The organism is Corynebacterium sp. HMSC05D08 (genome assembly GCF_001807215.1).
Taxonomy (GTDB): Bacteria; Actinomycetota; Actinomycetes; order Mycobacteriales; family Mycobacteriaceae; genus Corynebacterium; species Corynebacterium striatum.
Genome location: NZ_KV788350.1, coordinates 58,331 through 71,284 on the forward strand (window position 1 = coordinate 58,331; position 12,954 = coordinate 71,284).

8 protein-coding genes, 1 tRNA gene and 1 pseudogene are annotated in these 12,954 nt (G+C 61.4%); 7 read left to right on the forward strand and 3 right to left on the reverse strand.

Going from position 1 to position 12,954, the window contains the following annotated elements:
* Positions 1 to 42: 42 nt before the first annotated feature.
* The 4 genes and pseudogenes from fdnG to HMPREF3148_RS13570 all read left to right on the forward strand — a co-directional run.
* The gene (gene fdnG, locus HMPREF3148_RS09950) at positions 43 to 3,330 is read left to right on the forward strand and encodes a formate dehydrogenase-N subunit alpha (protein WP_236592650.1); all 3,288 of its coding nucleotides are present in this window, start codon (positions 43 to 45) and stop codon (positions 3,328 to 3,330) included.
* Between the two features lie 13 nt (positions 3,331 to 3,343).
* Positions 3,344 to 4,402, forward strand: a complete 1,059-nt coding sequence (locus HMPREF3148_RS09955) for a 4Fe-4S dicluster domain-containing protein (protein WP_049145209.1) — start codon at positions 3,344 to 3,346, stop codon at positions 4,400 to 4,402.
* Entirely contained in the window at positions 4,399 to 5,517 is a 1,119-nt protein-coding gene (nrfD, locus tag HMPREF3148_RS09960; RefSeq protein ID WP_046645472.1) for an NrfD/PsrC family molybdoenzyme membrane anchor subunit, read from the forward strand. Before HMPREF3148_RS09955 ends, nrfD begins: the two co-directional genes overlap by 4 nt.
* A gap of 41 nt (positions 5,518 to 5,558) precedes the next feature.
* Positions 5,559 to 5,774, forward strand: a pseudogene (locus HMPREF3148_RS13570) (sulfurtransferase TusA family protein); the annotation flags it as partial.
* A 33-nt stretch (positions 5,775 to 5,807) separates the two neighbouring features.
* On the opposite strand, the gene selD reads toward HMPREF3148_RS13570, so the two are convergent.
* Positions 5,808 to 6,806 (reverse strand): selenide, water dikinase SelD, encoded by a 999-nt coding sequence (gene selD / locus HMPREF3148_RS09965; RefSeq protein ID WP_049145207.1) that lies wholly within the window; start codon positions 6,804 to 6,806, stop codon positions 5,808 to 5,810.
* A gap of 189 nt (positions 6,807 to 6,995) precedes the next feature.
* On the opposite strand from selD, the gene HMPREF3148_RS09970 reads away from it, so the two are divergent.
* The 3 genes from HMPREF3148_RS09970 to selB all read left to right on the forward strand — a co-directional run bounded on the left by HMPREF3148_RS09970 (position 6,996) and on the right by selB (position 10,338).
* Positions 6,996 to 7,090: transfer RNA gene (locus HMPREF3148_RS09970), tRNA-Sec, on the forward strand.
* Positions 7,091 to 7,182: 92 nt separating this feature from the next.
* Complete coding sequence (gene selA, locus HMPREF3148_RS09975) at positions 7,183 to 8,553, forward strand: L-seryl-tRNA(Sec) selenium transferase (RefSeq protein ID WP_049145206.1); 1,371 nt, start codon at positions 7,183 to 7,185, stop codon at positions 8,551 to 8,553.
* Complete coding sequence (selB, locus tag HMPREF3148_RS09980; RefSeq protein ID WP_070509063.1) at positions 8,554 to 10,338, forward strand: selenocysteine-specific translation elongation factor; 1,785 nt, start codon at positions 8,554 to 8,556, stop codon at positions 10,336 to 10,338.
* Between the two features lie 6 nt (positions 10,339 to 10,344).
* Here selB and HMPREF3148_RS09985 read toward each other — a convergent pair whose 3' ends face one another.
* Positions 10,345 to 11,757: a hypothetical protein gene (locus tag HMPREF3148_RS09985; protein ID WP_129720902.1), complete on the reverse strand. Its 1,413-nt coding sequence runs from the start codon at positions 11,755 to 11,757 to the stop codon at positions 10,345 to 10,347.
* 44 nt (positions 11,758 to 11,801) lie between these two features.
* Complete coding sequence (locus HMPREF3148_RS09990) at positions 11,802 to 12,929, reverse strand: hypothetical protein (protein ID WP_236081475.1); 1,128 nt, start codon at positions 12,927 to 12,929, stop codon at positions 11,802 to 11,804.
* Positions 12,930 to 12,954: the final 25 nt, after the last annotated feature.

A 12,954-nucleotide genomic window follows, 5' to 3' on the forward strand; every position in this document is an offset into this window, starting at 1 on the left:
CCTTTCTAGCTTTAGAGGCTAGGTAGCACTAACTTTGACTGTATGTCTAAATTTAGTCCTCTCAACTGGCCAGTAGTGCGCCAGGTGCGTTCCAAGGACGCCTTCGGCAGGGACTTGAGCACCCAGTCGAAGAAGAGCAAAGAGCTCCACGGCAGGACCGTTGAGGCGGATCGCGTCGTGCAATCTGTGTGTCCTTATTGCGCAGTGGGCTGTTCCCAGCGCGTTTATGTCAAGGACAATAAAGTCATTCAGGTCGAAGGCGACCCTGATTCCCCAATCTCGCGCGGCCGACTGTGCCCCAAGGGCTCTGCTTCCGAGCAGCTGATCAACTCTGCGACGCGCCTGACCAAGATCAAGTACCGTGCGCCGTACTCCTCGGAGTGGGAGTACCTCGATACCGAGACCGCCATGGACATGATTGCCGATCGCTTTGTGGCATCCCGCAAGGCGCACTGGCAGGACACCGACGAAGAGGGCCGCACCCTCAACCGCACCATGGGCATCGCTGGCCTGGGCGGTGCGACCTTGGACAACGAAGAGAACTATCTGATTAAGAAGCTGTTTACCGCCACGGGCGCGATACAGGTCGAAAATCAGGCTCGTATTTGACACTCTGCCACTGTTCCCAGTTTGGGAACTTCGTTTGGCCGCGGCGGCGCAACCCAACCGCTGCAGGATATGGCGAATGCGGACTGCATCGTCATTGAGGGTTCTAACATGGCCGAGTGCCACCCAGTGGGCTTCCAGTGGGTAGTTGAGGCCAAGAAGCGCGGCGCGCGCATCATCCACGTGGATCCGCGCTACACCCGTACTTCGGCTTTCGCGAACCGCCACATCGGCATTCGCGGCGGTACTGACGTGGTCCTGCTCGGCGCGATCATCAAGTACATGATCGACAACGAGCTCTACTTCCACGATTACGTGGTCTCGTACACCAACGCCTCCTCCATCATTTCCCCCGATTACCAGGACACAGAGGACTTGGATGGTCTTTTCTCTGGCTATGACCCAGAGACCGGCAAGTACGTCACCGACTCGTGGCAATACGTCCGTAAGCCGGAGGGTTCTTCGTGGAACGTGGAGAAAGACGAGACTCTGCAGCACCCGAACTCGGTGTTCCAGATTCTCAAGCGTCACTACTCCCGTTACACCCCGGAGATGGTGGAGGAGACCTGCGGTATCTCGCAGGAGGACTTCTTCTATCTGGCTAACTCCATCGCGGATAACTCCAAGCCGGATCGCACCACGTGCTTCGCATATGCACTGGGCTTTACCCAGCACACCCTGGGCGCACAGTTCATCCGTACCGCTGCGATCCTGCAGCTGCTGATGGGCAACGTCGGCCGTCCGGGTTCGGGCATCATGGCGCTGCGTGGACACGCGTCCATCCAAGGCTCAACCGATATCCCGACTTTGTTCAACTCGCTGCCGGGCTACCTGCCGATGCCACACGTGGCTCTGCAGAACTGGAAGCAGTACGTGGACAGCTTCCGTAAGGAAGACCAGAAGGGCTTCTGGCAGATCGGTGAGAACTACGCCGTCTCCCTCATGAAGTCCTACTGGGGCGATGCTGCGACCAAGGACAACGAGTGGGGCTACAACCTCATGCCACGCATCTCTGGTGCGCACTCCACCTATGAGACGCTCATGGCCATGCTCAAGCACGAGGTTGAGGGCTACATTGTCTTTGGCCAGAACCCAGCGGTGGCACAGTCCAACGGCGGTATGCAGCGCCGTGGCCTGGCTGCGCTGAAGTGGCTTGTGGTCCGTGACTTCCAAGAGATCGAGACTGCGTCCTTCTGGAAGGATTCGCCGGAGATTAAGAACGGCGAACTCAAGACCGAGGACATCGGCACCGAGGTCTTCCTCATGCCGGCTGCTACTCACGTGGAAAAGGCGGGCACCTTCACCCAGACGCAACGCATGCTGCAGTGGCGTTTCCAGGCGGTCACGCCGCCGGGTGAGGCCACGAGCGACCTGTGGTTCTTCTACCAGCTAGGTAAGAAGATCAAGGAGCGCCTGGCTGACTCAACCGATCCGCGCGATCTTCCGGTACAGAAGATCACCTGGGACTACCCAGAAAACGAGGAAGGCGAGCCGGATTCCGAGGAGATCCTGAAGGAAATCAACGGCTATTACCTCGACGGACCGAAGAAGGGCCAGCTGTTGCCGGCCTTCGTCGAGATGAAGAACGACGGCACCACCTCCGGCGGCTGCTGGATTTACACGGGCGTCTTCAAGGACGGCATCAACCATGCCGCCAAGAAGGTCCCGGGTGCCGAGCAAAACGAAGTTGCTCTGGAGTGGGGCTGGGCATGGCCGGCCAACCGCCGCCTCCTGTACAACCGTGCTTCCGCCCGCCCAGACGGCACTCCGTGGTCGGAGCGCAAGAAGTACATCTGGTGGGATGAGGCCAAGGCCGCGTGGGTCGGCGACGACGTCCCTGACTTCCCAGTCAACAAGGCGCCGGACTATCGCGCGCCTGTCGACGCCGTCGGTCCTGCAGCGCTCGATGGTGATGACCCATTCATCATGCAGGCTGATGGCCTGGGCTGGCTGTTTGCGCCGAAGGGGCTTTCCGACGGCCCGTTGCCAACGCACTACGAGCCGCATGAGTCCCCAGTGCACAACCTGCTCTACAAGCAGCAGCAGTCGCCGACGCGTCTGACCATCAAGCGTCCTGACAACTTGTCGCGTCCTGAGCCAGGGGAGCCTGGTGCAGAGGTATTCCCGTTCGTGTTCTCCACGTATCGTCTGACCGAGATGTACACCTCCGGTGCAATGTCGCGCCGCCTGCCTTACTTGGCAGAGCTACAACCGGGCTTGTTCTGCGAGGTTTCCAAGGAGCTCGCGCAGCTGCGTGGTCTGACCAACGGCGATTGGGCGACCATCGTCTCGCCACGTGGCGTCATCGAAGCACAGGTGCTGGTCACTGGTCGTGTGCAGAAGCTGAAGATCAACGGCGAGGACTTCCACCAGATTGGTATCCCGTACCACTACGGCGAGTCTGAGACCACGCCGGTAGCTGGCGACGGCGCCAACGACCTGTTGGGTCTGACCCTTGAGCCGAACGTGTGGATCCAGAACTCCAAGATTGGTGCTTGCGATATCCGTCCGGGTCGTCGTCCGCGCGGACATGCACGCATCGAGCTTCTCAAGGAGTACCAGGACAAGGCTCACCTCGACCTCGAGTCCGGTAACCAGCTTGTCGACGTCGACGATGCTTTCACGCTGAATCCCGAAGACAAGGGTGCTAATTCCAAGGACGAAAACACCGGCGCTGATGACACCGCCGGCAACGTAGCCGACTATGAAGGCAAAGAAGGGTAGGTGAGTAGAGCTCATGGCTAATTTGCTTACTGAAAAAGCCGATCAGCACGGCTACGAGTCCTACAACCGCATGGCTTTCTTTACGGACACCTCGATCTGTATTGGCTGCAAGGCCTGCGAGGTGGCTTGTAAGGAATGGAACCGCAACCCGGTTGAGGGCTATGCGGTCACCGGTGACTCTTATGACAACACCGGTTCGCTGGGCGCGAATACATGGCGTCACGTGGCCTTTATCGAGCAGGACAATGATCGCATTGAAAAGGCGCGCGAGGAAGGCCGCCAGCTGGTCTCTCTCGGCATGCCGGGGGTTGGCACCCAGCCCGCCGCGGTGGATACCACTCCGCCGGATACCGGCGATTTTCGCTGGCTGATGTCCTCCGACGTGTGCAAGCACTGCACCAACGCCGGTTGTTTGGACGTGTGCCCAACGGGCGCGCTGTTCCGCTCTGAGTTCGGCACCGTGGTGGTCCAGGATGACGTCTGCAATGGCTGCGGCACCTGCGTTGCCGGCTGTCCTTTCGGCGTTATCGAGCGCCGCGACGACGGTGGCGTGACACTGAAGACCGATAAGACCGCCACCGTGGACTACCAGCACGATGATCACGCGGGCATCAACGTCTTCAAGAAGCTCGCGCAGCTCAAGCCGCAAGGCGAGGACCACACGCCGGGCGAGAAGATGCCGATTAAGAATCTCGGCGTCGCTCAGAAGTGCACCATGTGTTACGACCGCCTTAAGATCGGCGAGCAGCCAGCCTGCGCCAGGACATGTCCGACTGACTCCATTCAGTTCGGCCCGTACGAGGAGATGCTGGCCGCAGCCGAGGCGCGCGTCAAAGTTCTGCACGAGCAGGGCCTGACCGAGGCACGCCTGTACGGCGCCAACCGCGAGGACGGCGTCGGTGGCACCGGCTCTATCTTCCTTATCCTGGATTCGCCGGAGGTCTACGGCTTGCCGCCAGACCCACGCGTGCCCACTGCGGACCTGCCGCAGATGTACAAGACCGCAGCTAAAGCTATCGGCGGCATGGCCTTGGCTGTTGCCGGTGCGTTCGTGATGGGAGGCCGCAAGTGAGCGAATTCGACGAGTACCGCCCGCCGCAAGAAGAGCGTGCGAACCGCTACCGCAAGTTTGATGGCACCAAGCCGAAGAAGAAGCGTAAGCGTCCTGGCGCCGGTGCGCAGGATGGTTCCAAGGAAGAGCGCATGGCGGAGGACTTCGAGTTCTCCTCCTACTACGGCAAACCCGTGGTCAAGGCTCCGCCATGGGAGTGGCCGATTGGCGCTTACCTGTTCCTAGGCGGCCTTTCCGGCGGCTCCGCTTTGCTGGCCGCCGGCGCATCTGCCACGAAGAATGAACCTTTGGCGCGCAGCACCCGCATTGCCGCATTTACTGCCGCCGCTGGTGGCTCAGTCTTCTTGGTCCTTGACCTTGGCCGCCCTGAGCGCTTGCTCAACATGTTCCGCGTATTCAAGGTGACCTCGCCGATGAGCGTGGGTTCGTGGATTCTGGGCTCCTTCGCCACTGCTGCGTCGTTGCCTGCATTGTATGAAGCCGACAAACTCACTAAGCAGAAGCTGCCGTTGCCGCGCTTTGCCCGCAAAGCACTGGGCGCTGCGGCTGGTCCTGCTGGTGTTGTTGCTGGTGTGCTGGGCGGTCCTTTGGCGGGCTACACCGCAGTGCTTTTGGGCAACACCTCGAACCCGACGTGGAACGACGCCAAGAAGCACCTGGCTTATGTCTTTGTTTCCTCGGCGTCGGCGGCCGCGTCTGGCTGCGCCATGGTGTTCACCCCAGTCGAGCATGCCGGCCCAGCCCGTGCCTTGGGCATGGCCGCCGCTGCTAGTGACTTGGCCGCGACCAAGATCATGGAAGAGAACATGGAACCAGAGACCGTGGTTCCTTTGCACAAGGGCAAGCCAGGCAAGCTCATGAAAGCCAGCGAGTACCTCATCGCCGCTGGTGGCGTGGGCACCGCGGTGGCAGCGGCCACAAAGTCTCGTACCCTCTCCGTGCTCTCGGGCCTTTCGCTCATGGCGGGTTCCGCCTGCACCCGTTTCGGCGTGCTCAACGCGGGGATCGAGGCGGTCAAGGATCCTGCGACCACCATCGAACCACAAAAGCGTCGCGCCGCGCGCAAGCGTGCGCAAGAAGGCCTGGCCCACTCGGTGGTCACCTCCAAGCACTAAGCCGCGCTTGCTTCTCGCGCTTTTGCGCGAAAACCCTCAAGCCGGGGCAGACCCTGGAAGTAACCACTGATTGCCCGCAGGCCTATCGCAACGTGCCGGATGACGCCACAGCAGCGGGCCACGAGCTCATCGGTGAGCCCACCCGCGAGGGCGCGCGCATGACGTTTGTGTTCCGACGCGGCGAGAAGATCCTCGGCACGCACCCCACCGCGGAAAAGTCCGGGTGGGTATCACGCCTGTTTAAGAAGAAGGCCTAGACGGTCCAGCAGGCCACGGCCGAAACCACAGTCTTACTTGATGGTGATGAAGGCGCTGTCCTCAGAACCATCGTGAGCCACGGTGCGTCCGATGACCGGGTAGCCAGGGACCTCACCGATGAGCAGCAGACCGCCGGAAGTCTGTGCATCAGCGAGGAAGACCAGCTCTTCTTCGCTCAGTCCAGCCTCGTTAGTTATATGCGGGTGGACCCAGTCTAGGTTGCGGCGGGAGCCACCGGGGATGAAGCCCTCGGCCAGCGCTTCCTTGGCACCCTCGACGGTCGGCACAGCGCTGAAGTCGAGCTCAGCAGCGACCCCGGAGGCACGCATCATCTTGTAGAGGTGACCCAACAAGCCAAAGCCCGTGACGTCGGTAGCCGCCGAAATGCCAGCCTCCACAGCTGCGCGGGAAGCGTCCCTGTTGAGTGCTGTCATCGAATCGACGGCAGCCTGGGAAACCTCACCCGTGGCCTTGTGCTTGTTGTTGAGGATGCCCACTCCAATGGGCTTGGTTAGCGTAATCGGCAGACCCGCCTCAGCGGAGTCGTTACGCATGAGTTTCTCCGGCGCCACGATGCCGGTCGCTGCCATGCCGTAGATTGGCTCAGGCGAGGTAATAGAGTGGCCGCCGGTAACCGAAATGCCGGCCTGCGTTGCCACATCCATGCCGCCGCGCAGCACTTCGCGGAGGATATCTAGGGGCAGGACCTCACGCGGCCATCCCACCAGGTTGATGGCGGTTACTGGGGTGCCGCCCATGGCATAGACGTCGGAAAGCGCATTAGCGGCAGCTACTCGGCCCCAGTCATAAGGGTCGTTGAGCATCGGCGTAAAAAAGTCGGCCGTGGAAATAACAGCGAGACCGTCTTGAATCTTGACTGCGGCGGCATCGTCGCCGTCGTCCAAGCCGACGAGCACGTTGGGATCGGCCTTGCCAATGAGGCCCTCAACTGCCGATTCCAGCTCGCCGGGAGGGATCTTGCAGGCGCATCCGCCACCTGCTGCGAATGAGGTTAACAAGATGTCAGTCATGCAACTGAGTCTACAACCCCAGCGAATGCCCTACCCATCGTCTAAAAGCAGCAGCGAAGGCGCGCGGTAACGGAACTTTAGCCCAGCAGGCCACATCGCCGGGCACCTCACCTAGAGATTGACGTGTTTGTGCGTTCAAAGTGAAGCATGGCACCAAGGGAAGGGCTCCTACGTGTAAGCTTTCGCAACGGAGGCGTACGTGTCCTGGTGGGCGCCCCGGTCTTCAAAACCGGTGAGGCCGAGCATCTCGGTCTGGCAGGTTCGATTCCTGTCCGTCTCCGCCAAAACCTCTCGAGCTGGCGCCCGCCATGTCGCGCCCGTTTATCTTGCGATTGTGGCTTCTCTGGCTTCGATAGCTTTAAATCAAGGAGCGATTGTGACAGGCCACAGTGATTCGCGGCAGCAAGATGAGCGCCGCAACATCCCGCGTACCGACGAACTTCTCCGCCTTCCAGAGACTAAAGCTGCGAGGCTTAGGCTTGCGGAACATGCGCTAAAAGCACTAATTAAAGGCGTGGTTGGCCGCGCTCAGCGTGCTGAGATCGCCCCGCAGGATGTGCGCGCAGAGGTAGCACGCGTACTCGCTTCGGCCCGCCCGTATAGCCTGCGTCCAGTGCTCAACGCCACGGGGGTCATCGTCCATACCAATCTTGGGCGTGCATCGCTGCCAGAGGTTGCTAAAGCAGCGCTTTGCGACGCCGCTTCTTACACAGACGTCGAAATGGATCTGCCCGCTGGAGTGCGTTCCAAAAACCGTGGCCGCGGCGCAATCTCTGCACTGCTTGCCGCATGCCCAGGCGCCGAAGATGCCCTCGTGGTTAACAATGGTGCATCCGCATTGCTGCTGGCCACGGCAGCACTTGCGCCGCAACAAGAGGTTATCATCTCCCGCGGCGAGCTCATCGAGATTGGGGCCGGATTCCGTCTGCCAGAGCTTATTGAATCCTCGGGTACCCGACTCAAGGAAATCGGAGCCACGAACCGTACCCACCTCAGCGACTACAAATCCGCGTTGAGCACCCACACCGGCGCAATCCTGAAGGTGCATCCCTCCAACTTCCGTATCGAAGGCTTCACCACCTCCGTGGACGTGCCGCAGCTGCAGCAGCTTCTAAAACGGCACAACAAACAGCTAGGTGCGTCCGGCGAGCGTGTACATCTCATCGTGGACCTAGGCTCGGGGCTGCTTGTACCAGACCCGGCTCTGCCCGAAGAACCAGATCTGCAGGCGCAGCTGGCGTCTGGTGCCGACGTGGTTATTGCCTCTGGGGACAAGTTGCTCGGCGGCCCACAAGCCGGAATCATCTTGGGCACCAAGGAAGCGCTGTCCAAGATTAAGAAGCATCCGCTGGCCCGCGCGGTGCGCATCGACAAGCTGCGCCTGAATGCACTCGAGGCAGCGATTAATGCGCCATCGAATGCGGTCCAAGACAGCTTGCACATCGATCTAGCGGAATATGAAGGACGGACTCAAGACATTGCCGCCGCAGTAGGTGGGCAGGTCACAACTCACGCTGGACGTGTGGGCGGCGGCGGTGCGCCCGAGTACCCTCTCGAAGGCTTCGCTGTGTCTTTGCCAGAGCAGTTCGCGCAGCACCTGCGTACAGGTGAACCAGCAGTCCTGCCACGCGTACATCAGGGGCAGTGTCTTGTCGACGTGCGCTGTATCCCGCCAGCGCAGGATGCTCAGCTCATCGATGCCATCCTCGCCGCACAACAGGCACTCGCCGCACAAGGGGAGAAGTAGATGTTCGTCGTCGCAACGGCAGGCCACGTTGACCATGGTAAATCCACCCTGGCCAGGGCACTTACCGGCATGGAACCTGATCGTTGGGAAGAGGAAAAGCGCCGCGGCCTCACCATCGATCTGGGCTTTGTGTGGACGCGTCTGCCCTCCGGCGCAGATGTCGCTTTCGTGGACGTGCCGGGGCACGAACGTTTTCTTGGAAACATGTTGGCTGGCATCGGCCCCGCGCCCGTGGTGCTCTTCGTGGTTGCAGCAGATGAGGGCTGGCAGGCCCAGTCCACCGATCACCGCGATGCGATTGCAGCTCTTGGCATCAGCCACGGCTTGGTGGCCTTGACGCGTGCCGATCGTGCCGACGTGGCGCGCCGCTTGGAGGTCGAGGCGGACGTGCGCCGCCAGCTGCACGGCACCGCGCTTGCCGACGCCCCCATTCTCACCGTTTCCGCCAAGACCGGCGAGGGCATCGATGAGCTGCGTGCCGCGCTTGATGAGATTCTCGCTGCCGCACCGAGTCCCGACACCGAACAACGCGTGCGACTGTGGGTCGATCGCTCATTCAGCGTTAAGGGCGCAGGAACCGTAGTTACCGGCACGCTCGCGGCCGGCACCTTGAGAGTTGGTGACAGCCTCGAGTTGCTCAACGCGTCTGGCACGGCGCCCGTTGAGGTCCGTGGTCTCCACAGCGAGAACACCGCAGTGGAGGCTGCCACACCCGTGACACGCGTGGCGGTCAATCTTCGTGGAATCGACGCCGCGGCGATTAGCCGAGGAGATGCCTTGCTCAGCCCCGGCACGTGGCGACAGGCAGAGCTCTTCGACGTTCGGCGCACCTCCGGCGATGCCCTTGACGCAATCGCGCAGGATTTGGTGGCTCACACTGGTACCGCTGGCGTCGAGGCGCACGTTCGCCCGCTTAGCGCCGACTTCGCACGCATCCGCCTGAGCCAGCCGCTCGCGCTAGAACTTGGCGACCGCTTTGTGCTGCGAGGCCCCGGCGCACGCCACGTGCTCGCCGGCGTCGAGGTCGTGGACCTGAACCCACCGCAGCTGCGGCGCCGTGGCGCGGCAGCGCGCTGGGCCGAGCAGCTCGCCGGGCAACAAGATTACAAGAGCCCCGCCTTGACCCTGCAACAACGCGGCTACGCCCTCATCGAAGACTTGCGCCGCGATGGCTACACCGTGGACGCCCCGCCCGCCGGTGTCATCGCGTTTAGTAAGTGGTGGATTACCGCAGCACAAGTGGGGCAGTGGAAGCAGCAATTGAGCGGCGCCGTAGCCGATCACGCCGCCGCGAACCCCCTCGCGGTGGGCCTGCCTCGCGGCGCGGCACGCGACGCCTTGGGCCTTAGCGAAGATGCATTGCTCAACCTTGCGGTGGCGGCAGCCAAGTTGGAATCCGTCGAGGGCGCAATCCGGGTGCCTGGTGCTGTGGCGTCGCTTGGCGCTGCGGAGGAGGGCGTCGCCAAGCTAGAACAGCGACTCCACAAGGAACCCTTCGCCGCGCCAGAAGCTGCGGATCTTAAGGATCTGCGTCTGGGGAGCAAGGAGCTCGCCGCAGCCGAGCGTGCCGGGCGAATCCTGCGCCTGAAGGACGGCGTCGTGTTGTTGCCCTCGGCCGTGGCTGAGGCGCGCACTCGATTGCAAGGCATCGACCAGCCTTTCAGTACGTCCCAGGCGCGACAGGCGCTGGGGACTACCCGCCGCGTGGCCATCCCGCTGCTGGAATACCTGGACGAAAAGGGCGTTACCCGCCGCTTGGACGGGGCTCAGCGCGAGCTGCGCTAGCTGGGCCTAGTCAAAATAGGCGTGGATGCCGGTGGCCGGAATCGTGCCGCCAGACTCACCAAAGTTGGCAAAAAGCGTTGAGCCGGAATAGAACAAGTTTTGGGTATCGAAAAGCGGCACGACCTTGGGCTGCTTTTCCTCAACCTCCAGCGTTTCCAGATTGACCTTGTAGCGTTCGGTGGACTCCTGTGTTTGGCCAGTGGCCAGGTAGAGTGACATGCCATCCGAAATCGCGGAGATACCCTCTTCCTTGTAATCCTCGGTTTCAAAGATCTTGGTCATGTCTTCGTTCGAGACTTCCTTGATCATTTCCCCAGATGCGAGGTCGATCACGCGGATTCCCTCGTCTTTATCCAACAGAGTGAGCTTGTTGCGCACCACAGTGCCGGTAGGGCTCGTGACCTTGGCGGGGTCATCGGGGTTGGCGGTGGGGAAGGCGTCGCCAAGCATGCGCGCGCCATGAGCCTCATCATAAACAAAGGTGGGGCGTGCCGCGTTATCCGAGATGCCGACCACAAAGTCGTTGTTGTGGAGGAACGTGTAGCCCTTTGTCTCCTGTGGCAGTTCCCCGTCGATGAATCCAGGAGCATTGGCGTCGACCAGTACCTTTTCCTCACCGCTCAGCGCATCGATGAGCAGGAGCTGGTCGCCTTCCTCGCCCGTCCGCTGAACTAGATATACGTATGTCTCACCCAGTGGAAACTCCTCTAAGCGGCGCTGCTCACTGCTAGCTTTAGGCTGCTGAAGTACCTTGGTCGTGGCGTCAGCCAGGGAGAGCGCGAAGATCCGCGGGGCCTCGGACTCTGCAACATCGGACTGGGAAAATACCAGTTCTTCGCCAACCTGCGAGACAGCAAAATCGGACAGCTTTGTGCCTGTAAATTCTTGGGGCAAATCGAAAGGCTGCGTGACCAGTGGCGTGCCATTGTTGCCATCGAAGATGTAGAGCATCGGCCCAGTGACGTCATTGCCGTTGGACTCATAAGGAACTGTGGCCACGGTGGCAAAGACATTCTTGCCCTCAAACTTGATGGGCGCGCACATACCGTCCCACGAAGAAAGGTCGGCCTTGTCGAGACCGTAGTCGACCTCAATTTCGTGGTCCTCCAGCGTCTGGGAATTCGCAATGGCCTGGAAGGTATCTCCTTTGAAATCGGGGCACTTTTCTAAGGCGCCAGAAGCCAACGGGGCGCCATGTGCGGTGGGCAGGCCGTACTTGTCGGTGCCCAGGCCCTTAGCCACCTCGGAAGGCACAAGATCGCTCATCGCACGGGTGATGGGTTCCCTCGGCTTCTTTTGATGCAAACCCTGAATGATTCGGGGGTTGGCAGATTCACTTTCGCCGCAGGCAGAAAGCAGTAGGCTGCTGGCCACAACGACGGCGCTCAGGCGTACCAAGCGGAGATGAGAAGAAAGCATGAAGGACCTTTCGTATCGGTTTAAAGTGCGGCGACCTAAGCGGGTTATTTGCGGTGGTTGCCACCGCGGCGGTGGGCGGCGTCGCGCTGGGAGCGGCGGGCCCTTACGCGGGCCGATTCGGAGGAGAAGCGGCCAGGTGCCGCAGCTGTGGGTAAATCGCGCCACGCTAGCGTTTGCTGGCCTGGCATGTGACTGACAAGGTCTGCTAGCTCTGCGTGCGCTTGACTTGGAGCAGCGGACTCCGGCTGGGCGGCGGGCTCTGGCTGGGCTGCTACGGGTTCTGGTTGGGCGGCCACGGGTTCTGGCTGTGTAGTAACGGGCTCCGGCTGCGGAGCAGTGGGGCTTGCGATGTGACGCATGCCGTGCGGCAAGTCAGCGCTGAAGTCTGCGGCGTCGAGGCCGGTCTCCCATGCCATGAAGGTGGCCGGCTCTACGGTGGCGGGTGGAATTGCTGGGCGGGATGGCGGAATGCCTAGTACCGGGACGCTGGCCGCAAAGAACTCAGTGGCGTCGGGGGAGGGAACGTCGACAGCAAGGCGCCGATCCGCGCTAAAAGCGCGGGCCGCAACCGTGGTGCCCTGGCCAGCTGCGCGCTCCAGAATGGCGTTGAGGTGCGGCTGCTGGCCAGCTGCGGCCACACCGCCCAGGACCGTGCCAGGAGTCGCAGCCACGATGTCGCCCTCCACATCATGCAGCGTGACAAACAGCTGTTGCGTGCCCATCTGGTCCAGCTGGGCGTCATTAAGCTGGCCTGAAGCCGTATCAACGAGCAGTCCCAAGCCCCCGCAGAGAAGCACCGAACCGGCTGGCTGGTCATTGTTAGGAATCATCCATGGCGCCAGCCCCAAGCTCACAGCGACGTCCACGCAGCCTTCCGTAGGGAGGATCTCAACCGTGGCCCGAGTAGATAGCTGCAGCCCTGAGGCACGCACGCGGTCGAGGGCGGGGTAGTCGGCGGCCTCTTGTGCATCGAGGTATCCCAGGATGCCAAAGTGGCTGCGCACGCGCCAACCACCGGTAAAGGCGTCAGCCTCCAAAGTCACGTCGAGCGCGAGCGGCGCTTCACTTAGCGTGGGCAGGGAGAGCGCGGTGGACAGCACTACGTTGTCGAGCACCGCAACGTGTTCGACACCAAAGTAGCTTTTCGCCAGCGGATACAAGTTTCCGTTCAACGGCGCCTCCCATGTTGTCCTGCAC

Excerpts from the sequence above, each read along its gene's own strand:
- HMPREF3148_RS09955 (WP_049145209.1), top strand. The coding sequence starts at position 3,344 with ATGGCTAATTTGCTTACTGAAAAAGCCGATCAGCACGGCTACGAGTCC.
- selD (WP_049145207.1), bottom strand. The coding sequence starts at position 6,806 with ATGACTGACATCTTGTTAACCTCATTCGCAGCAGGTGGCGGATGCGCC.
- selB (WP_070509063.1), top strand. The coding sequence starts at position 8,554 with ATGTTCGTCGTCGCAACGGCAGGCCACGTTGACCATGGTAAATCCACC.
- HMPREF3148_RS09985 (WP_129720902.1), bottom strand. The coding sequence starts at position 11,757 with ATGCTTTCTTCTCATCTCCGCTTGGTACGCCTGAGCGCCGTCGTTGTG.